A 20,665-nucleotide genomic window follows, 5' to 3' on the forward strand; every position below is an offset into this window, starting at 1 on the left:
CGGGGTCGCGGTCCCTGGCCGGGGTGTCCTCGAACGTGTCCGGGACGGGCTCGTTGACGATCATGTGGTGGGTGACCCTCCGATCTGCGGTGAGGGGCCGACGGCGAGCACATGCGCACTGCCCGGTCCCAGTCGCACGAAGTTGGCCTTGCCCCAGTGGTAGGTCTCGCCGGTGAGCTCGTCGCGCACCGGCACGCACTCATGCCGGTCCAGGCCGAGTCGCGGCATGTCCAACGAGACCGTGGCCTCCTGGGTGTGGTGGGGATCGAGGTTGGCCACCACCACGACCGTGTCGTCACCCGTGCGTTTGCTGTAGGCGATCAGGGCGTCGTTGTCGATGGGGTGGAAGTGGAGGTTCCGCAGTGCGTGGAGGGCCTTGTGGTGCTGTCTGATCCGGTTCAGCCGGGTGATCAGCGGTGCGATCGTGCTGCCCTCGTGTGCGGCCGACTCCCAGTCACGCGGACGCAGTTGGTACTTCTCCGAGTGGAGGTATTCCTCGCTGCCCGCCCGGAGCGGAGTGTTCTCACAGAGCTCGTACCCCGCGTAGATTCCCCAGGCCGGTGAGAGGGTGGCGGCAAGGACGGCGCGCACCTCGAAGGCGGGCCGTCCACCCTGCTGGAGATAGTCGGACAGGATGTCCGGCGTGTTCACGAAGAAGTTGGGGCGCATGAAGGCCGCCGTCTCGCCCGACAGCTCGGTGAGGTACTCGGTCAGCTCCTCCTTGGTGTTGCGCCAGGTGAAGTACGTGTACGACTGCTGGAAGCCGATCGCGGCGAGCCTTTGCATGATCGCGGGCCGGGTGAACGCCTCGGCCAGGAAGATCACGTCCGGGTCGGCGCGGTTGATGTCCGCGATGACCTGCTCCCAGAAGGCGACCGGCTTGGTGTGCGGGTTGTCGACGCGGAAGATCCGGACGCCGTGGCTCATCCAGAAACGCAGCAGCCGCACGCACTCGGCGACCAGTCCGGGCATGTCCTCGTCGAAGGCGATCGGGTAGATGTCCTGGTATTTCTTCGGCGGGTTCTCGGCGTACGCGATCGTCCCGTCCGCCCGGTGATGGAACCAGTCGGGATGCTTCTGCACCCACGGATGGTCGGGGGAGCACTGGAGCGCGAAGTCGAGGGCTACTTCCAGGCGCAGATCCGCTGCCCGGCGTACGAACGCGTCGAAGTCGTCGATCGTGCCGAGATCCGGGTGGATCGCGTCGTGCCCGCCCTGCGGGGAGCCGATCGCCCAGGGCACACCGACGTCGTACGGGCCCGCGGAGAGCGTGTTGTCGCGGCCCTTGCGGTAGGTGGTGCCGATGGGGTGGATCGGTGGCAGATAGACGACGTCGAAGCCCATCGCGGCGATGGCGGGCAGGCGTTCGGCGGCGGTACGGAACGTGCCGTGGACCGGCGGGTCGAGCCGTCCGCTCTCCGAGCGCGGGAAGAACTCGTACCACGCGCCGTACAGCGCCCGTTCCCGTTCCACGAGCAGGGGCATCGGCAGCGAACGGGAGACCTGTTCACGCAGCGGGTGTTCCGCGAGAACGGCGTCCGCTTCCGGGGTCAGCGCGGCCGCGAGTCGGGCGGCCCGCGGCAGGGAGTCGTCGCGCAGGGCGTTCGCCGCGGCCCTCAGCGTCGCTTGGCCGGCCGGGTCCGGTACGCCGGCCGCGGCGCGCTCGTACAGCGAGGCGCCCTCCTCCAGCACCAGCCCTGCGTCGATGTCGGCCGGGACCTTGATTTCGGCGGAGTGGCGCCAGGCGGCCAAGGGGTTTTTCCACGCCTCGACCAGGTACGTCCAGTGGCCCTCGGCTCCCGGTGTGACCTCGGCGCCCCAGCGGTCGCTGCCCGGGGCCAGTTCGCGCATCGGGGTCCAGGGGCCGGGGAGGCCGCCCGGGCCGCACAGCACGACATTGGCGCCGACCGTGTCCTGACCCTCGCCGAAAACGGTGGCGGTGACCTGGAAGGTCTCACCACTGACCGCTTTCGCGGGGCGCCGGCCACATTCGACGACCGGCCGGACATCCACGATCGGGACGCGACCGATCGCACCGCAGTTGATCGGGTCACGGCCGTCGGCCGGGTGTGCGTGCATGGATTTCGCCTCCGACGTCCTCGAGCTCCCGACTACGGTTCAGAGCTGCGCTGGCATGTCCCGACAAACGTCCGACTCATGGGTGCCTGTCGGCCGAACGGTCCGTTCCTCGAACGGGTGAACCGCCGCCTCGCAGATAGCGCTCGGCGGCGTCCACGGCCTCCCGCGCGCACCGCTTCCCCATCAGCACGCACAGGGTGTAACCCGTGCTCTCGAAGTTGCCCCGCACCGCGTGATCGGCGGGGGCCACGAGCAGCAGGCGTTCCCAGGCCCGGTATTGCTCCAGATGCCTGGCGACCTCGGCTTTGTCAGGCAGCAGCATGGCGCTGGTCACCTTCCCACTCTCTCGGCTGCGCACGGCTCCCCCGGCCGGTGCCGGACGACTGTGCACGGAGGGAAACCGGCCCGTTACGACGCACGGCACCCTCACTCATGGTGCCCGCGTCGCAACCGAGCGTCTTGTTGGGTCTTCAACTACATCTGGGGCCGCTCTCGTGTTGCACGAATGGAGTAGCACTCTCACTCTGGGAATGACTCAGGAGCGATCTGATCTCACGCTTCGTGTTCGGGTCCCGGTTCGAAGAGGGCGAGCAAGCGGGGAGCTTCGCCGGTGAGGAGCCAACGACAATGAAAGCTGCAGTCCCCTGCTACTACCACCTCGACGTGGAGGTCAGCCCGGAACGGGTAGGACAGGTCAGGCGCATCCTGGCCGCCCATCTCCGTTACTGGAACCTGGAGACCCTGGTCGAGTCCGTCTGTCACTGTGCCGAAGCGCTGCTTCATACGATCGACGAGCACGCGGCGGACAAGAACACGACCGTCGAGATGTGGTGGAACGGCTCGCATCTCATCACCGCCGTGTCCGACAACGACCAGGACCTTCGCCCGCACAACGCACCGCAGGGCTGTCTGGCCCAGATCGCCGCGCTCAGCGACGGCTGGGGCTGCTGCGCCACGGGCGCCGGTGGCAAGATCATCTGGTTCTCGTGGCGGGCCCGCTCGGCCGAGCGGGCTCCGCTGGTCCCGACCGGGCCCATGCCCAGCCTGCGGGAGGCGCGCAGGGCGCCTCGCCGGGTGACTCTGCCGGCGGCGGTGCTCGCCGCTCCCCTCGGTGACCGCGAGGCCGCCGTCGCCGTACGTTGATCGCGTAGGCGCCCGGAACGGGCTTTCCCTTCCACCGGGCGCGGCAGTCGCGGCCTGCGACGGCACACCTCGACCTCGGTCACCCTGGCCGAGGTCGGTGGCGTCCTGCGAGTCAGCCGCGTGGCGTCACGGTTTGAGGGCCACGCCGCCGTGGACGTCCGTGGGTTCGGGCGAGGTGCCTGGCTCGGGGCGCCACAGGGGGCAGGACACGATGCCGGGGTCGATCAGTTCGAGGCCCTCGTAGTACGCGGTGAGCTGCTCGGGGCTGCGCAGCACGTACGGGATGGCGCCGGTGTCGTCGTAGCCCTGCTGGGCCTCCTTGAGTGCGGCGTCGGTGTCGGTGCTGTCGTAGTGCACGAAGTAGCTTCCGGAGGGCAGGGCGGCCTGGAGGCTGCGGACGATCGACTTGGCCTCCTCGTAGTCCTGGATGTGGCCGAGAATGCCCATGAGCATCAGGGCGACGGGCCGGTCGAAGTCCAGGATGCGGCTTGCCGCTTCGATGATCTTCTCGGGCTCGTGCAGGTCCGCGTCGATGTAGTTGGTGACGCCCTCGGGGGTGCTGGTGAGCAGAGCCTGGGCGTGGCGGAGCACCAGGGGATCGTTGTCGACGTAGACGATCCGTGACTCGGGTGCCACTCGCTGGGCGACCTGGTGGGTGTTGTCGTACGAGGGCAGGCCGGTGCCGATGTCCAGGAACTGGCGGATGCCGAGCTCGCCGGCCACGAAGGTCACGGTCCGGATCAGATAGTCGCGGGAGGCCCGTGCCATCGTCTCGATGTTCGGCGCGACCTCGCGGTAGGCGTCGCCCGCGACCCGGTCGACCTCGTAGTTGTCCTTGCCGCCCATCCAGTAGTTCCAGATGCGGGCGGAGTGCGGCACCGTAGTGTCGATCTTGGACAGCGCCTCTTGGTCGGGGGTGGGCCGGCCGTCTGCCATGGAATGTCTCCTGCCTGCGTCACGTGGTTGGTTCATAACCTACCGTCAACTTCTTTTCGAATTATGTGAGTTGATGGTGAGGGTGGGCAGGCCCGCGGATCGGGTGGCCGAGGTCTTTCGCGTCGAGGGTGACGACGGGGACGTGCTGGGCCAGCGTGCGCAGCGCCCGCTCGTACGCGCGGACGGCCTCGGTGTCGTCCGTCTCGCCCGTCACCTGGAGGAGTGCGCCGTCGCGTTCCGCCACCGCTTCCGCGAAGTCGAGCGCCTGGATCCATGTGACCCGGGAGCGTCCGCGGCGCAGCGGTCCGTAGACCAGCTCGTGCAGGAGACTGCCGTCGACGGCCAACCGCCCTGGTGCGGCGAGGAGTTCGCGGTACGGCTGAGTGGGGTCCAGATGGTGAAGAGGCCCGTGCGAACGCCGGATCGTGAATCCGTGGCGGACCAGTTCGGCGATCAGGCCGCTTCTGCTGATGCCGTCGGGTCCCTCGACGACCAGTGTCCGGCACTGGGTGAGGGCGTGGTGGAGGATCATACCCGCACCACGGGACCCCGCACCCCGGAACCCAGCGCCTCGGAACCCCGGCGGCCTGGCGGCGTCACCTCGGAACGCGGACCGGTGCGCATACCGCTCCCTCCACGACGACCGACTTCCCCAGTGTGGGGGGACAACCCGCACGGTGGGAGTGGGCGTGCGGGTTGTCCGGTTGTGCGGCCGTAGTGGCGGGGCCGCACGCCGTTGTTTCGCGCGGTGGTGGGGTCAGGCGATCAGGAAGTCGGCCTGGCCGGCCTTGGCTCCTTCGAGGAACGAGATCATCTCGTCCCGGGTGTAGACCAGCGCGGGTCCGTCCGGGTCCGTGGACTGGCGGAAGGCCACGTGGCCGTCGGGCAGCAGCTTGGCCTCGACGCAACTCCCGCCGTTGGTACCGCTCCAGGGCTTCTCCCAGCCCTCGGTACCCAGGTCGACGGCCGACATACCGCTGTAGATGGGGCCCTTGGATCCCATGGATCACAACTCCTTACGCAGTTCACCCAGGATGGACCTGGTCCGAGCGACCGGCTCCGCCTGCACGGACATCCGGTCCAGCACTTCGAGATAGGTGACGACGTCGGCGGGCCGGTCGACATAGACCGCGCCGGCGAGGCTTTCGGTGTAGATGACGTCGGGCAGTTCGGAGAAGCCGAAGCGGAAGTGGTGGAACGGGCCGAAGGCGCCGGGGTGTGCCCCCACTCCGAAGCGCATGATCTGGATCGTGACCTTCGGCATGTCCAGGACCTCGTGCAGCCGGTCGATCTGGGCCCGCATCACTTCGGCTCCGCCCACCGGCCGACGCAGCACGGTCTCGTCCAGGATGGCCCAGATGGCGGGCGCGTCCGGCTTGGCGAGCAGGTCCTGGCGCTTGATCCGCAGGGCGACGCGGCGGGCGATGTCCTCCTTCGACTCGTTGGGGAAGCCGACGCGCATCAGCGCGGTGACGTAGTCGTCGGTCTGCAACAGGCCGGGGACGTAGTGGGGTTCGTAGAGACGGATGACGCTGGCTTCGCTCTCCAGGCTGACGTAGGCGCTGAACCACTCGGGCAGTACGTCGCGGTACTTGTACCACCACCCGGGCTGGTTGGCCTCCCTGGCCAGGGCGAGGAAGCCGTCGATCTCCGCCGCCGGGACCCCGTAGGTGTGCAGCAACTCCCTTACGTAGGGGATACGAAGGCCGACCTCGGCCTTTTCGATCCGGCGGACCGTCAGAGGGGTGACCTCGATCGCCCGTGCCGCCTCCTCGAACGACACCCCGGCCTGTTCCCGCAGCTGTCGCAACCGCTTGCCGAGAACGATCCGCAGGACCGTGGGCGCGCTGCCGCCAGAGCGGTTGTCGCTCACGTCCTACCTCCCGGAACGGCCGTCACAGCGTGCAGTGTGCCACGTGGTGGGTGACAGAGACAGGGCGATGCGGATCGTTCTGAAATTATCAGAACGCTGGTTGCGTGTTGAGCCTGTCGGCGAGGATAGTGATCGAGTGACCTGTCGCACAGTCAGTGGCGACGAAGCTCAACTGTGCTCGGACATCAAGGAATTGATGTCGCGGCAGGTGCGGGCACAGCCGTACGCGACCGTGATGCGAAATCTGGGTGGCCACCGTGACCGACGGACAATCAAGGAGCACGGGCAGGGTTCCCGCCGGGGCCAACGCGGCGCTGGCGGCCGCCCTCAAGGACGCCGGCTGCTCATACGCCTCCCTCGCGCTGCGGGTCAATGAGCTGGGCCGCCGTCAGGGCGCGGACTCCAACTACGACAAGGCGTCGGTCACCCGCTGGCTCCAGGGCCAGCAACCACGGGGAACCACACCGGAGTTGATCGCCGCCGTACTGTCCGAGCGGCTCGGCCGCGCCGTGTCACCCGCGGATCTCGGCTTCCACTCCGATCAGCAGCGCCCGGTCGCGGGCAGGGCGCTCGTCTATGGCGAAGATGTGGCAGAAACCCTTCACACCCTGGCCGAGCTGGGGTCCACCGATATTTCCCGCCGCAGCCTCCTCGGCTCGGTCCCGTTCGTCGCCGCCGCGCTGACGAATCCGCAACGCGAGTGGCTGCTCTGGTTGTTGGAGCACCAGGACGGCTTTCGTCCGACACCGGTGGTGAGCGGCGGACCGGTCGAGCAGGTGCACGCGATGATCGCCATGTTCGACCAGATGGACAACCACTACGGCGGCGGTGGGGTGCGCACCAGCATCGTGCACTATCTCGCCACCGAGGTCGTGCCCATGCTGCAACGCCGCGGCACGCAGCCGCAGTTGCAACGCCAGCTCTACGCCGCCGCGGCACGCCTGGCCGCGATGGCCGGCTGGAGCTCGTACGACGCAGGGGAGTACGGACTGGCGCAGCGCTACATGACGCAGGGGCTGCGCCTGTGCGCGGAGGGCCGCGATCGGGTACTGGGCGGACAGATCCTGGCCGGGCTTTCCCATCTGGCCACCAATCTCGGCCGTCCCGACGAGGGAGTGGCCCTCGCCCGGGCCGGTGTCGCCACCGCGAAGGGGGCGGGCAGCCCGCTCGGGCTGATGCGCCTGCACGCCATGTCGGCGCGGGGCCATGCCGCTCAGGGGCGCGCGGGGGAGGCCTCCGAGGCGCTGAGCCGGGCGGAACAGCAGCTGGACGTGAGCCGCGGGGCCGCCCAGGAATCCGTCTGGGTCCGCTACCTCGACCATCACTATCTGCAGGCCGAAGCCGCCCTGTGCTTCCGTGACCTCGGGCTCGCCGCGCAGGCGGAGCGCACCGCGAGCGAGTCCTTGAGCGCCAACGCCGACCGGCGCAGGCGCCAGGCCATCAGCCGCTCCGTGCTGGCGACCGCTCATCTCCAGCAGGACCGTCTGGACGAGGCGGTCGGCACCGCCACCGAGGCGCTCGACACCCTCAGCACCGTGCACAGCGAACGGTCGATCCAGGCCTTGCGCGACTTCCGCAGGCGGCTGGAGCCCCGTCGCCACGAGCCCATGGTGCAGGAGTTCGAGCGCAGGTCCCGGGCTGTGCTGGGAGCGGTGGCATGACCGGGACGGGGGCGCCGGGGGTCTTGGCAGCCGGTGGTTCGGTGGCTGACGGTTCGGCAGCTGTCGGTTTGCCGGTCGTCGGTTCAGTACCCGTCCGGCGAGGGCGCGTTCTGGGCGCGGTCGACGGGCAGATGGGCACCGGAGATACCGCTCGACCAGTCCGACAGCAGGAACGCCACCACGCGGGCGACCTCCTGCGGTGCGACCGGCTCCCCGCTCGGCAGTTCCGTCGCCACGAATCCGGCGAACGCCTCGGGTTCCTCCCTGCGCATCCGGTCCCAGCGCCTGCCCGGGATGAGCATCGACCCGGGGGAGACGGCGTTCACCCGGATCCCGTCCGGCCCGAGCTCGCGGGCGAGCGAGGCGGCCAGGTGGATTTGGGCGGACTTCGCGACCCCGTACTGGACGGGCGCACCCGGCTTCCAGCCGGAGATCGACGAGATCACCACAACGGATCCGCCGCCCGCCGCCCGCAGATGCGGCACCGCGGCCCGGACCAGCCGGGTCGCATGGCCGACGTTCACTTCCCAGGTCGCCGCCCAGTCGCCGGCGTCCGCCTCCTCGAAGCGACCACCACGAGAGCCGCCCGCGCAGGCCACCACCCCATCGAGGCCGCCGAAACGTTTCGCCGAGGCGGCGACGAAGCTTTCCAGGCACTCCGGCTCGGTGACGTCGAGTGCCTGGGTGAACAGCGGGGAGCCCAGCGACTCCGCCAGCCCCTCCAGGTCCCGTACGGTGCGCGCGCAGGTCGCCACCCGGGCCCCTTCGGCGGCGAGCAGCCGCACGATCTGTTCGCCGAGTCCGCGTGTTCCCCCCGTGACCAGCACACGCTTGCCGCGCACACCGGACCACCCGGTGAAGGGCCCCGGGGGCACCGCCGTCCGGCTCCCGCTCACGTTCCTCACGTGATCGAACATACATCGCACGCCACTACGTGCCTGCAACCGGACAACCCCGATGCCCCCTGGTCCACCCACCTCCGGAACCTGTTGGCTGCATGGGCAGCCATCGAGCACGTCCCCCACCCGCTGCACACGAAGGAGGACCGATGACGGCATCCAGGGCGCATCGCCACGGGCCGTCGTTCCCACCGTCGCACGGCGACAACGCGGCAGACGGCCAGGTGCCCAGGGGCCCGGCCCGGCCCGGTCACGCCGCCGTGCCGCACAGGAACCCCATCCGCCTGGTGCGCACCACGGTCCCCGCCCATCCGTCACGTGCGGCGGGCGTGCGGACCATGGTCGCCGAGTACCTCGCCCGGCTACGGCTGCCCACCGAGCACCTCGACAACGCAGTCCTCGCGACGGACGAACTGTTCACCAACGCGGTCAAACACGGCAGCCCCGGCCCGGGTGACACGATCACCGCCACCCTGGAGACCACGGAGGACGAGCTGCGCGTGACGGTCGCCGACCGCTCGCCCGCCCTGCCGCGACCGCGTACAGCGGACGGAACCGAGGAGTCGGGACGTGGACTGGCCATCGTGGCCACACTGACCGACGACTGGGGCATCGCCCCGCCCGACCCCGGGACCACGGGCAAGAAGGTGTGGTTCACGCTGGCCCTTCAGGGCATGCCATGACGGGTTCCTCGGGACACCTGGCGCTCGGCGCCGAGGCACCGGCGGGGCCGGTGGGGCCGGTGGGGCCTGACGGCACACCGGCGCAGGTCCTCCCGGCACTCGCGGCCGCGCTCGCCCAGGAGCTGTCGCGCAGGGCGGACGAAGAGCGGCAGCTGATGGTGCGGGCGCAGACGAACACCACTCCGCAGTGCCGGCGCGGTATCGCCGAGTGCCGCCGGGCCAACGCCGAAGCCCTCAAGAAGATCGTCCACCGGCACGGCTGGCCGACCGCCGACCTGGTCGGCGCGCCCGCCTCGACGGCGGCCCTCATGATTCTGCTGCACGCCCCGGACCTCGACTTCCAGCTCAGCTGCCGCGACCTGATCGCCCAGGCCACGGCGGACGGGCGCTGCCCCGCCCCGCACCACGCCTACATCGCCGACCACTGTGCCGTCGAACTGGGCCAGCCGCAGTTCTACGGCACCCGGGTGAACCCCGTGACCTTCCGCCCGTATCCGATCCGGCGGCCCGAGACCATCGACGAGCGGCGCCGTGACGTCGGCCTGGGCCCGCTCGACGAACAGATGCGGACGCTGCGCCGCGGCGCCTGAGAACGTGATGTGCAGCACGCAGGGAAATGTCCCCGGATCGGCGGGGAAACGGGTTCTGGCTGGGCACGGCTTGATCGCCGATCAAGAAGGGGAAAATCCCTGGCCACGGCATGTTCCACTCATTTGACACCCAGTTGAGGGCCCAGATAGGAAACACCTCTCTGAGGTGGAGAGGTGGACCGTGCACGAGCCGAACGTGGTCGGAGACTGGCAGGAGTACGACGAGCATGCCGGCCTGCGCGTCCGCGTCCACGGGGTGGAGCGGGCGGAGCCGCCGCGGGGACGCGACGACGCCGCCGACGGGCTGACCTACTTCCGGTGCCGCGTGACCGTCGAGAATCGCTCCGGCACGTACTTCGGCATTCACCTCGAAGACGGTCAGATGGACATCCGTGTGGGTCCCGACGGCGAGAGCGCCTTCCTGGACTGGCGCAACTCACAGTTCATCGAGGGCTACGACGTCTACCCGCTGCGCCGGGCCACCGCGGTCCTGTATGCCGCGGGCCAGGAAGCCTCACTGCCCCGGGTGGACATCCAGATCCAGCTGAAGGTCGACGAAGAGTGGACCGACCGGTACCTCTGGGCTGGTGGCGTCGACCTCGACGAGGGCCCTGTCGACGCGGGTACCCGCTCCGATTCGGCCCGGGACAGTCTCGCCTGTCAGGTGAGCAACTTCCTGAGGAAGGAAGCGGGGTCGTGACCCGCCGCCGGTGACGGCCGTGCGATGTCCGCCCAGCACGGCCTGGAACAGGGGGGCCGCGCTGTCGGGATCGAGGGCCTCGCGCAACTTTCCCCGTGCCGCGTTTTCCCGCAGGCGCTGCGCGACGTGGGTGCGGGCGCCGTCGACCGCGGCCACGCCCTCCTCCCATTCCTCGGTGTCGCGCGGGGCGAGCGCTTCGGCGAGCAGGCCGTCCTTGCCTGGCAACTCAGCGAACAAATAACCGGTTACCTGCCGGCGATGGTGGTGGATGCAATGCCCCGAGCGCCCGCCCTCCGGACGGACGACGGGAAGGTGACGACAGGACCTAGGCGGAGCTGGACCGGCCCGCGGTGGCCGGAACGCCCGAGATGCCGCCGAGGCAGAACTCCCAGATCTCCTCCGAGGTGACTGGGTGGGCGTGACTTTCGGCGGGCACGCCGTGGGCCTGGGCCGCGAACATGATGGTCTGCATGACGAGGGCGGCCTGCCGACGGGGTTTCCCGGTGGCGATGAGACCGGCCTCGGCGGCCTGCGCGATGAGTTCCGTGAACACGGTGAGGACGGGGATGTGCGCCATCGCCACCTGGTCGGGGTGTTTGACCAGCAGTTGCAGGGCGAAGTCGCTGAACAGCGGGCGCTGGACACCGGGGCTCGGATGCGACTGCTCGTAGAGCGTCTCGACCGCGGCTCGCAGACGCTGCAGCGGATCACTCTCGGCGGCGGCCGCCTCCCGGAGCGCGACGGCGCTTGTGGCGAGCGCGTCCTCGAACAGCGCCAACAGCAGTTCGTGCTTGCCGTCGAAGTGCTGGTAGAAGCTGCGCAGGGATTGTTTCGAGCGGTCGACGACCTCCTGGACGGTGAAGTCCGTCGTTCCCTTCTCGGCGATGAGCTCCTGTGCCGAGTCCAGGAAGCGCTGCACGCGTTGCTCGGCGCGGAGCTTCGCGGCACGGGTGGATCGCTCTACGGCGCGCTGGCGCCACGCTGGTTCTTCGGGGACTGCCGTCACTTGCAGAACGATACTCCACTTCAGCGGTAATAAGTGGCCGCGCCCTACCGAATCACGCACCGCAGGTTACGAGACTCTTACTTGCGTTCATTGAGAATGTTATTCTCCGCATGCGTCTGGGATGGCACCTGCGTGATCGAGTCCGGGAGTGTCCCCGATCCCGAGATGGGCGAACGGGTCCTCGCGGTGGAACACCACGAAACGAGGATCGTCTGACATGGCATGGGACTTTTCGACCGAGCCGGAGTTCGAGAAGAAACTGGAGTGGATCAGGTGGTTCCGCGCCGAGCGCGTGGACCCGCTCGACCTCCTTCACCCCGACCGGGCCTTCCACCCCCTCGACGAGGAGACCGGCCCGGTCGTGAGGGCGCTCAAGCAGCAGGTGCGCGACCAGGGGTTGTGGGCACCCCATCTCGGTCCGGAGCTGGGCGGGCGCGGCTTCGGACAGCTCAAGCTGGCGCTCATCAACGAGATTCTCGGAGAGTCGAGTTGGGCTCCCGTCATCTTCGGCACCGCCGCGCCGGACACCGGCAACGCGGAGATCATCGCCCGCTACGGCACCGAGGAGCAGAAGGAGCGTTATCTCCAGCCGCTGCTGGAAGGCGAGTGCTTCTCCTGCTTCTCCATGACCGAGCCGCAGGCCGGCGCCGACCCGAAGTTGTTCACCACCCGCGCGGAGCGGGAGGGCGACGACTGGGTCATCACGGGCCGCAAGTTCTTCTCCTCCAACGCGCGCACCTCCCGGTTCGTCATCGTGATGGCGGTGACCGACCCGGACGTCAGCCCGTACAAGGGCATGTCGATGTTCCTGATCCCCAGTGACACCCCGGGCATCCGGATGGAGCGGAACCTCGGGCTGATGGGCGAGGCACCCGAAGCCGGTATGCACGCGCTGATCGAGTACGACGGGGTCCGCGTCCCGGGTGACGCGCTGCTCGGCGGCGAGGGCCAGGCGTTCGCGATCGCGCAGACCCGGTTGGGCGGGGGCAGGGTCCACCACGCCATGCGGGTCGTCGGGCAGTGCCAGAAGGCGCTGGACATGATGGCCGAGCGCGCTCTCTCGCGGGAGACGCAGGGCAGCAGGCTCGCGGACAAGCAGCTCGTCCAGGCAGACCTGGCCGACTCCTACGCGCAGCTCCAGCAGTTCCGTCTCTTCGTGCTGTACACGGCCTGGCAGATCGACCAGTACCAGGACTACAAGCGGGTCCGGAAGGACATCGCCGCCATCAAGTTCCTGACGCCGAAGGTGCTGCACGACATCGTCTACCGCTCCATGCACCTGCACGGCGCCCTGGGCGTGTCGAACGAGATGCCGTTCGGTGACATGTGGAGCGGCGCGGCCGTCATGTCGGTCGTCGACGGACCCACGGAGGTGCACAAGATCACGGTGGCCAAGGACCTCCTGCGCGGCTACGAGGCCGCACCCGGGCTGTGGCCCACACAGCATCTGCCCGCCCGCCGTGAGTGGGCCCGCAAACAGCTGGAGAACATGTGAACATCGAGTCGCTCGCCCGCTGGCTGGACGCTCAGGACATCGCCCCGGGTGAACCCGTCGACGTGTCCCTCATCTCCGGGGGCACCTCCAACGACATCTTCGACATCCGGCGCGGCGAGCGGCGGATGGTGCTGCGCAAGCCCCCGGAGAAGGTCCCGCCGGGCCGTAACGAGACCATGCTGCGGGAATTCCGGGTGCTGAACGCCCTGAACGGGACGGACGTGCCCCACCCCGAGGCCATCGCCGTCTGCGACGACACCGACGTGATCGGCTCCTGTTTCTACCTCATGGGACACGTGGACGGCTGGTCGCCGATGAACACCGACGGCTGGCCCGAGCCGTTCCTGAGCGACCTGTCCCTGCGGCCGGGGCTCGCCTACGCGCTGGTGGAGGGCATCGCCCGGCTCGGCAACGTGGACTGGCGGGCCCAGGGACTCGAAGGGTTCGGCCGGCCGGACGGTTTCCACGACCGGCAGGTGGACCGCTGGCAGGCGCACTTGGCGAAGTTCAGGTTCCGTGAGATACCGGGCCTGGACCGGGCGGCCGCATGGCTGCGCGGCCATCGCCCGAGGCAGTGGGAGCCGGGGATCATCCACGGCGACTACCAGTTCGCGAACGTGATGTTCAAGCACGGCGCCCCGGCAGAGCTCGCCGCCCTGGTCGACTTCGAGATGGCCACCGTCGGCGACCCGCTGCTCGACCTCGCCTGGGTGGTCATGGGCTGGCCGGACGCAAACGAGGACCGGGCGAACCAGAGCAAGTACGTCGACTACACCGGCATGCCGGACCGGTCCGACATCATCGAGCACTACGCCAAGGTCAGCGGCCGGGACGTCAGTGAGATCGACTACTACGTGATCCTCGCCCGGTTCAAGATGGCGATCGTGCTGGAGGGCGGGTACGCCCGCCATGTGAAGGGCGAGGGCGGCAACCCGAAGATGGCGTACTACGGGGACGCGGTCCTGGCGATGGCGGCCCAGGCGGCCGAACTGGCCGCGACGACCCGGCTATGAGAGCGGCCCGGTGCAACGCCGTCGGCGGACCTGTCGTCGTCGAGGAGATCCCCGAGCCGGTCGGTGAGGTACCCGTCGACGTGCACTTCGCGGCGGTGAACTTCGCCGACGTGCTCGTGATCCGGGGCACGTATCAGGTCAGGGCGGAGCCTCCCTTCACTCCGGGCAGCGAGTTCGCGGGGGTGGTAGCCGAGTCGGCGCACGGCTTCGCGACGGGCGAGCGGGTCTTCGGATCCGTCTTCGTCGGCGCGTTCGCGGAGCGGGTCGCCGTACCGGCCACCAGCCTGCATCGCATACCTGACGCGATCCCGACCCAGCGGGCGGCGGCCTTCGGGGTCTCGCACGCCACCGCGTACAACGCGCTGCGTCTGATCGCCGACCTCCGGGAGGGGGAGCGGGTGGCGGTGCTCGGTGCGGCCGGCGGGGTCGGCCTCGCGGCCGTCGAACTGGCCGCGCTGCTGGGCGCGGAGGTGGTCGCCGTCGCCTCCACCGAGGAGAAGCGCGCGGCCTGTGTCAAAGCGGGCGCCCACGACGTGCTCCCGTACGAGGATCTCAAACGCGGGCTGCGGGATTCGGGCGGAGCGGACATCGTGATCGACCCCGTGGGCGGGCCGCACTCCGAACAGGCCCTGCGGGCCATGCGGTGGGGCGGCAGGTTCGTGAACGTGGGCTTCGCCAGTGGTGAGGTGCCGCGGCTTCCGCTCAATCTGGCGATGCTCAAGGGCGTCACGATCCACGGCTTCGACTTCGGCGGCTGGGCGCGGCACGACCGGGACAGGTTGGTCGTCACTCGCGCCGAGCTCAACGGGATGTTCGCCGACGGACTGATTCACCCCCGTGTCCACGCCGTCCATCCGCTCGATGACGTGGCCATGGCCCTGACCCTGGATCGCCGTGCCATCGGCAAGGTCCTTCTGGAGGTGGCCCGTGGAGTGTGAGTTCGACGAGGACCAGCGCCTGCTGCAACGCCTGGTCCGCGAGACGGTGGCCAAGTCGCGGTCGCTGCCCGAGGAACAGCTCTGGACGACGTACCTCGATCTGGGGTGGCTCGAGGCCCCTCCGGTGGAACTGGCGATCGTACTGGAGGAACTGGGGTACGCCGCCGATCCGACGCCCTTCCTCGCCACGGCCACCTGGTTCGCGCCTCTGGCCGGTCGGCTGCCGCGGGGCTCGGGAACCGGGGTGTTCGACGGAATCGGCCGGTACGTCCTCGACGCTGACCGCGCGGACGAGATCGCGCTGCTCACCCGCGACGGGGTGAGCGTGGTCAACGGCTCGGACGTGTGCGGGGAACGCGTCTCCACCTTCGACCCGACCCTCCACACGGCCCATGTGGACGTGCCGGACCTGGTTCCCGGGATCCCTGACCTGGCCCTGATGGGCCTGGCGATCTCCACGGTCGGCAGCTGCCGTCGCATCCTGGACCTGGCCGTCGCGCATGTGAAGGAACGCGTCCAGTTCGACGTGCCCATCGGCTCCTTCCAGGCCGTCAAGCACAAGGCGGCGGACATGTACGTCGCCATCGAACGGGCCCGAGCCCTCGCCTACTTCTCCGCGATGACCATCGCCGAGGACGACCCGCGGCGCGGCCGAGCCGCCGCGATGGCCAAGGCCGCCGCCGGGGAGTGCCAGCGGATCGTCTTCCGGGGCGGCTTCCAGCTCTTCGGAGCCATGGGCTTCACCTGGGAGAACGAACTGCAGATCCACCTCAAGCGGGCCAAGGCCGGCGATCTGCTGCTGGGGACCGCGGCCGTACACAGAAAGGCGTTGCTGGCATGAAGCTGAACTCCGGCTCCGAAGTCGAGGAGTTCCGCGCCGAGTTCGCCGCCTTCCTCGACGCCCATCTGCCCAGCCCGGCCCAGGCCCTCACCGCCTCACAGTCGAGTGCCGATGTACCGGCGTGGGCGCGGCGCTGGCAGCGGACGCTGTTCGACGCGGGCTGGCTGCTGCCCGGCAACCCGCCCGAGTACGGCGGCCGCGACGCCACCCTGCCGCAGCAGCTCGCCCACCTCGAAGAGCTGTCGCGGCGGCGGATCTACCACAGCTTCAACCCCCAAGGCCTCGGCATCATCGCGGCCTCCATCCTGACCTTCGGGACCGAGGAGCAGAAGCGGCGGTGGGCCGTTCCCCTCCTGCGGGCGGAGCTCACGGCGGCGCTCGGCATGAGCGAACCGGGCGCCGGATCCGACCTGGCCGGACTGCGGACCCGGGCGGTGCTCGAGGGCGACCACTTCGTGGTCAACGGGCAGAAGGTGTGGACCTCCGGCGCGCACGACGCCGACGTCCTGCTGACGTTCGTACGCACCGATCCGAACGCGCCCAAGCACAAGGGCATCAGCGTGCTGCTCATCCCCACCGACACCGAGGGTGTGGTGAGAAGGCCGTTCGCGTCCCTCGCCGCCCCCGACGACCTCGACTTCAACGAGGTGTTCTTCACCGACGTCCGGGTGCCGCACGAAAACCTCATCGGCCCCCTGAACAAGGGCTGGTCCGTGGCGCACGGCTCGCTGGGCCACGAACGGACCCTGCTGTGGCTGAGCTTCGCCGAGCGTCTTGACGATCTGATCAGGGACGCGCCCAGCGACCAGGAGTGGTACGCGACGCTGCTCATGGACGCCCAGGCGCTCAGGCTGCTCGGCTACCGCCAGCTCAGCGGTGAACGGGACCCGGCCGAGCTGTCCGTCCTCAAACTCCTCGGCTCCGAGGCCGTCCAGGACGCGAGTCTGCACGCACTGGAGGAACGCGGGCCCGAGGGCCTGGCTCATCCCGGGCTGACCGGCCCGCCCCATCACATGAGCATCGACAACTTCATCTCCAGCTGGTTCGAGCGCTATGCGCGCAGCTTCGGAGGCACGATCGCCGGCGGTACCTCCGAGATCCAGCGCAACATCATCGCCGAGCGCATCCTCGGCCTGCCGAGATGACCCCGCGAGACAACCGAGGAGAACGCGGATGGACCAGATTCTGTACGAGGTCGAGGACCGGGTGGCGGTCATCACGCTCAACCGGCCCGAGGTCGCCAACGCCCAGACCATGGGGCTCCTCGACGACCTGGACGCGGCCTGGACCCGGGCCGCGGCCGACGACGACGTACGCGTCATAGTGCTGCGGGGCAACGGGCGGCACTTCTCGGCCGGGCACGACCTGAAGGACCGCTGGCCGGCCCCGAAGGAGATCACCCTGGAGTGGATCTACACGGCCGAGGCGCGCCGGTATCTGGAGTACACCCTGCGCTGGCGCAATGTGCCCAAGCCGTCGATCGCCGCGGTGCAGGGCAAGTGCATCGCGGGCGGGCTCATGCTGTGCTGGCCCTGCGATCTGATCGTGGCGGCGCAGAACGCGGAGTTCTCCGACCCGGTGGTGCACATGGGGATCGGGGGAGTGGAATACCACGGCCACACCTGGGAGCTCGGTCCGCGCAAGGCGAAGGAGATCCTGTTCACCGGGCGGGCCGTCACCGCCGCGGAGGCGGAGCAGGTCGGCATGGTCAACCGTGTCGTGCCGCTCGACGAACTGGACTCCGCCGCCATGGAGTTGGCCGGGCAGATCGCCCGTATGCACCCCTTCGCGCTGCGCCAGGCCAAGCGGGCCGTGAACCAGACCCTGGACGTGCAGGGCTTCTACGCGGCCGTCCAGTCGGTGTTCGACATCCACCAGACCGGGCACGGGAACGCGCTGAGCGTGGGCGGGTATCCGATCCTCACCCGGCTGGAGGAGATGAAGGAGCGCATCAAGGCGCAGTGAACGCGGCTCACTTGAGGGGCGGGGATTGCGCCCCCGCCCCTCAAGTGAGCCCCTCCTCAACCGCGCTCGTGACGGAAGACCTTCCCTCCCTTCATCACGAAACGGACGTCGGCCATCACCGACATGTCCTCAAGTGGGTTGCCGCGCACGGCGATCAGGTCGGCGAGCAGCCCCTCGGCGATCCGCCCGCGGTCCTCCGCGTCGATCAGCTCGGCCGCGGTGACGGTCGCCGCCCGGAGCACCTCCAGTGGCGTCATCCCGCGCTCGACCAGCGCGAGGAGTTCCTGGGCGCCGCGGCCGTGCGGGATCGCCGGCGCGTCGGTGCCGACCGCGATCCGGACGCCCGCCTTGACGGCCCTGGCGACCACCGTCCGGGCCTGAGGGAAGATCTCGCCCGCTTTGGCCCGCAGTTCGGGCGGAGCCTTCGACAGGTCCATTCCGTCGATCAAGGCGGTGGTCGCGACAAGGAAGGTGCCGCGCGAGGCCATCAGCTCGATGGTCTCGTCGTCGAGGAGGAAGCCGTGCTCGATGCAGTCGATGCCGGCCTCCACGGCGGCCCGGACGGCTGCGGCGCCATGGGTGTGCGCCGCGACCTTCAGTCCGCGCCGGTGGGCCTCGTCCACGATGGCCCGCAACTCCTCGTCGGAGTAGTGCTGCGCGCCCGCGGTGCCCGTGTGCGACATCACCCCGCCCGACGCACAGACCTTGATCAGCTGTGCGCCGTACTTGATCTGGTAGCGGACGGCCTTGCGCACCTCGTCGACGCCGTTGGCGATGCCCTCCTCCAGGGAGAGGGGCATGATGCCGGGGGCGTACGCGGCGAACATCGTGGGGTCCAGATGCCCTCCGGTCGGAGTGATCGCGTGTCCGGCCGGGACGATGCGCGGGCCGTCGATCCAGCCGGCGTCGATGGCCTTGGCCAGCGCGACGTCCAGCAGATAGCCGCCGGTCTTCACGAACAGGCCGAGGTTTCTGACGGTGGTGAACCCCGCACGCAGCGTCCGGCGTGCGTTGGCCACTCCGCGGAGCATGCGCAGCGGCGGATCGTCCTGGACGGGGGAGAGATGGGCGGTCTCTCCCCGGCCCCCCATGAGGAGGTTGACCTCCATGTCCATCAGGCCCGGCAGCAGGGTGACGTCGCCCAGATCCAGGACGTCGCCTTCGGCGCCGTAGGTGATGCGGTCGCCGTCGACGCCGACCAGACCCGGTTCCTCGATCTCCCCCGTCTCGACGTGCAGGACACGGGCGGCCTTGAGGGTGAGCATCCTCAGACCTGGGGTTCGGCGATGACGTCGAGGTAGGCCGCGCCCGAGTCGGGGACGCGGGGCTGCTTCCACACCTCGACGGGGAACGACACCATGACGAGGGAGAACATGAGCAGCATCAGGTTGCGTTCCGGCTCGGGCAGGTCGTCGAGCGGGAACGTGTCGAGGTGCGCCGTGGCGCGGTCCAGGAGCGGGAACGCGGTGTCGTAGAAGGCCTGCATGTCCTCCATGGAGCTGGCGAGGCGCTTGGCGTATCGCTCTCGTTCGCTGCCCAGGACCCACGCGCTGTAGGGCTCCAGTTCGGCGAACTCAGTCGGCAGCATCGGCGTGCTCCTTGACGTAGTCCCGGACCACCTTGTGCAGATGGCGCAGGAGGATCTCCTGGTCGTTGAGCGGGAAGTCGGTGACGTAGCGGCCCTTGAGCATCGTCTGTGTCGCCTCCAGGGTGTTGGCGTCCTGGAGGGCGTACTCCTTGAAGGTCACGGCGGTGAGTTCCTGGGCGAGTCGCTCGCGGGCCGTCTTCGCGGGGACGAAGTAGAGGCCGGCCTCGAAGAGGTGGCGGTCGACAGCGGTGGGCCAGTAGTGGTACGTGAGGTACCAGCCGGGTGCCCAGATGAGCAGCATGAAGTTGGGGAACAGGACGAAGGAGTCGGTGCCCCAGGCCTTGTGGTGGGCGGGGTTGAGGCCCGGCGGGAGAGTGTCGAGGCCTTCGATGTCGGGGCGGTCCCAGGGGCCGAACAGGCCGCTGCGCAGCTCCCGTTCGATGGGTTTGACCATCGAGGGGTCCTTGGGGGGTGCCATGCCTCCCCAGGAGGAGATCATCGAGTGGGGGCTGTGGAGCTCGTAGTGCAGGGCCTCGAAGCCGTAGCCGAGGAGCTTCTCGGCTTCTTTCTTGGTGGCCTGCTTCTGGTGCAGGACGGGTGCGTGGTAGAACTCGGCGAAAGCGTCGATGAACAGCTTCCAGTTGCTGCCGACCTCGGCCTTGTAGGAGAAGACCTCGGTCATCTCGTGGAAGGGATAGCCCTGCAGGCCCTTGGCCATGTCGCCGAGGTACTCGGACAGGGTCTGCTGCGGGTCGAGGTTGACGAAGACGAACCCCTCCCAGACGTCGCAGGCGACTTCCTTGAGGCCGTAGTCGTCCTTGTCGAGGCCGAAGAACTCGCCCTCCTGCTGGACGAAGGTGAGCTTGCCGGTGAGGTCGTAGCGCCAGGCGTGGTACTTGCAGGTGAACTGGCGGCAGGTGCCCTTGACCTCCTCGCCGGGGAAGTCGTTCCACACGAGCTTGTTGCCGCGGTGGCGGCAGACGTTGTGGAAGGCGCGGACCTGCTGGTCCCGGCCGCGGACGATGATCAGTGACGTGTCGGCGGCGGCCAGTTCCCTGGTGAAGAAGCTGCCGGTCTTCGGTACCTGTTCGATCCGGCCGACGTTCAGCCAGGTCCGCTTGAAGATGGCCGCCCGCTCGGCCTCGTAGTACGCGGGATCGATCGAGTCCTCGTAGTTCACGGGACTTGTGCCCAGTTCGGGGTATTGCTCGGTCCAGCTCCCAGCCTCGGGCTTCGCGAAATGCGGCATGGATGT

At 69.0% G+C, this 20,665-nt stretch carries 22 protein-coding genes and 1 pseudogene; 12 read left to right on the forward strand and 11 right to left on the reverse strand.

Annotated elements, in window-relative coordinates:
- Positions 1 to 60: 60 nt before the first annotated feature.
- A complete protein-coding gene (locus AB0D57_RS28745) occupies positions 61 to 2,079 on the reverse strand; it encodes an alpha-1,4-glucan--maltose-1-phosphate maltosyltransferase (protein WP_362079080.1) in 2,019 nt (672 codons plus the stop codon).
- A 76-nt stretch (positions 2,080 to 2,155) separates the two neighbouring features.
- The gene (locus tag AB0D57_RS28750) at positions 2,156 to 2,401 is read right to left on the reverse strand and encodes a DUF5133 domain-containing protein (protein ID WP_362079083.1); all 246 of its coding nucleotides are present in this window, start codon (positions 2,399 to 2,401) and stop codon (positions 2,156 to 2,158) included.
- Between the two features lie 305 nt (positions 2,402 to 2,706).
- Here AB0D57_RS28750 and AB0D57_RS28755 point away from each other — a divergent pair, with 305 nt between their 5' ends.
- Positions 2,707 to 3,222: a pep a2 gene (locus AB0D57_RS28755; RefSeq protein ID WP_362079086.1), complete on the forward strand. Its 516-nt coding sequence runs from the start codon at positions 2,707 to 2,709 to the stop codon at positions 3,220 to 3,222.
- 126 nt (positions 3,223 to 3,348) lie between these two features.
- On the opposite strand, the gene AB0D57_RS28760 is transcribed toward AB0D57_RS28755, so the two are convergent.
- Complete coding sequence (locus AB0D57_RS28760) at positions 3,349 to 4,158, reverse strand: SAM-dependent methyltransferase (protein ID WP_362079089.1); 810 nt, start codon at positions 4,156 to 4,158, stop codon at positions 3,349 to 3,351.
- A 61-nt stretch (positions 4,159 to 4,219) separates the two neighbouring features.
- Positions 4,220 to 4,690, reverse strand: a complete 471-nt coding sequence (locus AB0D57_RS28765; RefSeq protein WP_362079092.1) for a hypothetical protein — start codon at positions 4,688 to 4,690, stop codon at positions 4,220 to 4,222.
- A 185-nt stretch (positions 4,691 to 4,875) separates the two neighbouring features.
- Here AB0D57_RS28765 and AB0D57_RS28770 point away from each other — a divergent pair.
- Positions 4,876 to 4,953 (forward strand): annotated as a pseudogene (locus AB0D57_RS28770) (hypothetical protein); the annotation flags it as partial.
- Here the strand turns inward: AB0D57_RS28770 and AB0D57_RS28775 are convergent.
- Together AB0D57_RS28775 and AB0D57_RS28780 are read right to left on the reverse strand one after the other, a co-directional pair.
- Positions 4,916 to 5,161 (reverse strand): DUF397 domain-containing protein, encoded by a 246-nt coding sequence (locus AB0D57_RS28775; protein ID WP_362079095.1) that lies wholly within the window; start codon positions 5,159 to 5,161, stop codon positions 4,916 to 4,918. The pseudogene AB0D57_RS28770 and the gene AB0D57_RS28775 overlap by 38 nt on opposite strands.
- 3 nt (positions 5,162 to 5,164) lie before the next feature.
- Positions 5,165 to 6,031, reverse strand: coding sequence for a helix-turn-helix transcriptional regulator (locus AB0D57_RS28780; RefSeq protein ID WP_362079098.1), 867 nt, complete (start codon positions 6,029 to 6,031; stop codon positions 5,165 to 5,167).
- 257 nt (positions 6,032 to 6,288) lie between these two features.
- Between AB0D57_RS28780 and AB0D57_RS28785 the strand changes: the two genes are divergently transcribed.
- Positions 6,289 to 7,692 (forward strand): hypothetical protein, encoded by a 1,404-nt coding sequence (locus AB0D57_RS28785; RefSeq protein ID WP_362079101.1) that lies wholly within the window; start codon positions 6,289 to 6,291, stop codon positions 7,690 to 7,692.
- 83 nt (positions 7,693 to 7,775) lie between these two features.
- Here AB0D57_RS28785 and AB0D57_RS28790 read toward each other — a convergent pair whose 3' ends face one another.
- Positions 7,776 to 8,597, reverse strand: a complete 822-nt coding sequence (locus tag AB0D57_RS28790; RefSeq protein ID WP_362079104.1) for an SDR family oxidoreductase — start codon at positions 8,595 to 8,597, stop codon at positions 7,776 to 7,778.
- 143 nt (positions 8,598 to 8,740) lie between these two features.
- Between AB0D57_RS28790 and AB0D57_RS28795 the strand changes: the two genes are divergently transcribed.
- The 3 genes from AB0D57_RS28795 to AB0D57_RS28805 all read left to right on the forward strand — a co-directional run bounded on the left by AB0D57_RS28795 (position 8,741) and on the right by AB0D57_RS28805 (position 10,564).
- Positions 8,741 to 9,274, forward strand: coding sequence for an ATP-binding protein (locus AB0D57_RS28795; RefSeq protein ID WP_362079107.1), 534 nt, complete (start codon positions 8,741 to 8,743; stop codon positions 9,272 to 9,274).
- Entirely contained in the window at positions 9,271 to 9,864 is a 594-nt protein-coding gene (locus AB0D57_RS28800; RefSeq protein WP_362079110.1) for a DUF6624 domain-containing protein, read from the forward strand. The genes AB0D57_RS28795 and AB0D57_RS28800 overlap by 4 nt, the downstream gene beginning before the upstream one ends.
- Positions 9,865 to 10,045: 181 nt before the next feature.
- Positions 10,046 to 10,564, forward strand: a complete 519-nt coding sequence (locus tag AB0D57_RS28805) for a hypothetical protein (protein WP_362079113.1) — start codon at positions 10,046 to 10,048, stop codon at positions 10,562 to 10,564.
- 325 nt (positions 10,565 to 10,889) lie between these two features.
- On the opposite strand, the gene AB0D57_RS28810 is transcribed toward AB0D57_RS28805, so the two are convergent.
- Entirely contained in the window at positions 10,890 to 11,570 is a 681-nt protein-coding gene (locus tag AB0D57_RS28810; protein ID WP_362079116.1) for a TetR/AcrR family transcriptional regulator, read from the reverse strand.
- 217 nt (positions 11,571 to 11,787) lie between these two features.
- Between AB0D57_RS28810 and AB0D57_RS28815 the strand changes: the two genes are divergently transcribed.
- From AB0D57_RS28815 to AB0D57_RS28840, 6 genes are read left to right on the forward strand one after another with little or no spacing between them, the layout of a single operon-like run.
- Positions 11,788 to 13,065, forward strand: a complete 1,278-nt coding sequence (locus tag AB0D57_RS28815) for an acyl-CoA dehydrogenase family protein (protein ID WP_362079119.1) — start codon at positions 11,788 to 11,790, stop codon at positions 13,063 to 13,065.
- Positions 13,062 to 14,078 (forward strand): phosphotransferase family protein, encoded by a 1,017-nt coding sequence (locus AB0D57_RS28820; protein WP_362079122.1) that lies wholly within the window; start codon positions 13,062 to 13,064, stop codon positions 14,076 to 14,078. Before AB0D57_RS28815 ends, AB0D57_RS28820 begins: the two co-directional genes overlap by 4 nt.
- Entirely contained in the window at positions 14,075 to 15,016 is a 942-nt protein-coding gene (locus AB0D57_RS28825; protein WP_362079125.1) for an NADPH:quinone oxidoreductase family protein, read from the forward strand. The genes AB0D57_RS28820 and AB0D57_RS28825 overlap by 4 nt, the downstream gene beginning before the upstream one ends.
- Positions 15,006 to 15,857, forward strand: coding sequence for an acyl-CoA dehydrogenase family protein (locus tag AB0D57_RS28830; RefSeq protein WP_362079128.1), 852 nt, complete (start codon positions 15,006 to 15,008; stop codon positions 15,855 to 15,857). Before AB0D57_RS28825 ends, AB0D57_RS28830 begins: the two co-directional genes overlap by 11 nt.
- On the forward strand, positions 15,854 to 17,002 hold the full coding sequence (locus AB0D57_RS28835) for an acyl-CoA dehydrogenase family protein (protein WP_362079131.1): 1,149 nt from the start codon (positions 15,854 to 15,856) through the stop codon (positions 17,000 to 17,002). Before AB0D57_RS28830 ends, AB0D57_RS28835 begins: the two co-directional genes overlap by 4 nt.
- 28 nt (positions 17,003 to 17,030) lie before the next feature.
- Positions 17,031 to 17,822 (forward strand): enoyl-CoA hydratase, encoded by a 792-nt coding sequence (locus tag AB0D57_RS28840; protein ID WP_362079134.1) that lies wholly within the window; start codon positions 17,031 to 17,033, stop codon positions 17,820 to 17,822.
- 56 nt (positions 17,823 to 17,878) lie between these two features.
- On the opposite strand, the gene AB0D57_RS28845 is transcribed toward AB0D57_RS28840, so the two are convergent.
- Genes AB0D57_RS28845 through AB0D57_RS28855 form a run of 3 tightly spaced genes read right to left on the reverse strand, consistent with a single transcriptional unit; the run spans position 17,879 to position 20,659 of the window.
- Entirely contained in the window at positions 17,879 to 19,087 is a 1,209-nt protein-coding gene (locus tag AB0D57_RS28845; RefSeq protein WP_362079137.1) for an amidohydrolase family protein, read from the reverse strand.
- A 2-nt stretch (positions 19,088 to 19,089) separates the two neighbouring features.
- Complete coding sequence (locus AB0D57_RS28850; RefSeq protein ID WP_362079140.1) at positions 19,090 to 19,410, reverse strand: hypothetical protein; 321 nt, start codon at positions 19,408 to 19,410, stop codon at positions 19,090 to 19,092.
- Positions 19,397 to 20,659 carry an aromatic ring-hydroxylating dioxygenase subunit alpha gene (locus tag AB0D57_RS28855; RefSeq protein ID WP_362079143.1) on the reverse strand — a complete coding sequence of 421 codons (1,263 nt, stop codon included), beginning with the start codon at positions 20,657 to 20,659 and terminating at the stop codon, positions 19,397 to 19,399. The genes AB0D57_RS28850 and AB0D57_RS28855 overlap by 14 nt, the downstream gene beginning before the upstream one ends.
- Between the last annotated feature and the right edge of the window lie 6 nt (positions 20,660 to 20,665).

The organism is Streptomyces sp. NPDC048275 (assembly GCF_040652275.1).
GTDB lineage: Bacteria > Actinomycetota > Actinomycetes > Streptomycetales > Streptomycetaceae > Streptomyces.

What these genes read in the sequence shown, in the direction of transcription:
- AB0D57_RS28745 (WP_362079080.1), bottom strand. Translation starts at nt 2,079, where the DNA reads ATGCACGCACACCCGGCCGACGGCCGTGACCCGATCAACTGCGGTGCG.
- AB0D57_RS28750 (WP_362079083.1), bottom strand. Translation starts at nt 2,401, where the DNA reads ATGCTGCTGCCTGACAAAGCCGAGGTCGCCAGGCATCTGGAGCAATAC.
- AB0D57_RS28755 (WP_362079086.1), top strand. Translation starts at nt 2,707, where the DNA reads ATGAAAGCTGCAGTCCCCTGCTACTACCACCTCGACGTGGAGGTCAGC.
- AB0D57_RS28760 (WP_362079089.1), bottom strand. Translation starts at nt 4,158, where the DNA reads ATGGCAGACGGCCGGCCCACCCCCGACCAAGAGGCGCTGTCCAAGATC.
- AB0D57_RS28765 (WP_362079092.1), bottom strand. Translation starts at nt 4,690, where the DNA reads ATGATCCTCCACCACGCCCTCACCCAGTGCCGGACACTGGTCGTCGAG.
- AB0D57_RS28775 (WP_362079095.1), bottom strand. Translation starts at nt 5,161, where the DNA reads ATGGGATCCAAGGGCCCCATCTACAGCGGTATGTCGGCCGTCGACCTG.
- AB0D57_RS28795 (WP_362079107.1), top strand. Translation starts at nt 8,741, where the DNA reads ATGACGGCATCCAGGGCGCATCGCCACGGGCCGTCGTTCCCACCGTCG.
- AB0D57_RS28800 (WP_362079110.1), top strand. Translation starts at nt 9,271, where the DNA reads ATGACGGGTTCCTCGGGACACCTGGCGCTCGGCGCCGAGGCACCGGCG.
- AB0D57_RS28815 (WP_362079119.1), top strand. Translation starts at nt 11,788, where the DNA reads ATGGCATGGGACTTTTCGACCGAGCCGGAGTTCGAGAAGAAACTGGAG.
- AB0D57_RS28825 (WP_362079125.1), top strand. Translation starts at nt 14,075, where the DNA reads ATGAGAGCGGCCCGGTGCAACGCCGTCGGCGGACCTGTCGTCGTCGAG.
- AB0D57_RS28835 (WP_362079131.1), top strand. Translation starts at nt 15,854, where the DNA reads ATGAAGCTGAACTCCGGCTCCGAAGTCGAGGAGTTCCGCGCCGAGTTC.
- AB0D57_RS28840 (WP_362079134.1), top strand. Translation starts at nt 17,031, where the DNA reads ATGGACCAGATTCTGTACGAGGTCGAGGACCGGGTGGCGGTCATCACG.
- AB0D57_RS28845 (WP_362079137.1), bottom strand. Translation starts at nt 19,087, where the DNA reads ATGCTCACCCTCAAGGCCGCCCGTGTCCTGCACGTCGAGACGGGGGAG.
- AB0D57_RS28850 (WP_362079140.1), bottom strand. Translation starts at nt 19,410, where the DNA reads ATGCTGCCGACTGAGTTCGCCGAACTGGAGCCCTACAGCGCGTGGGTC.
- AB0D57_RS28855 (WP_362079143.1), bottom strand. Translation starts at nt 20,659, where the DNA reads ATGCCGCATTTCGCGAAGCCCGAGGCTGGGAGCTGGACCGAGCAATAC.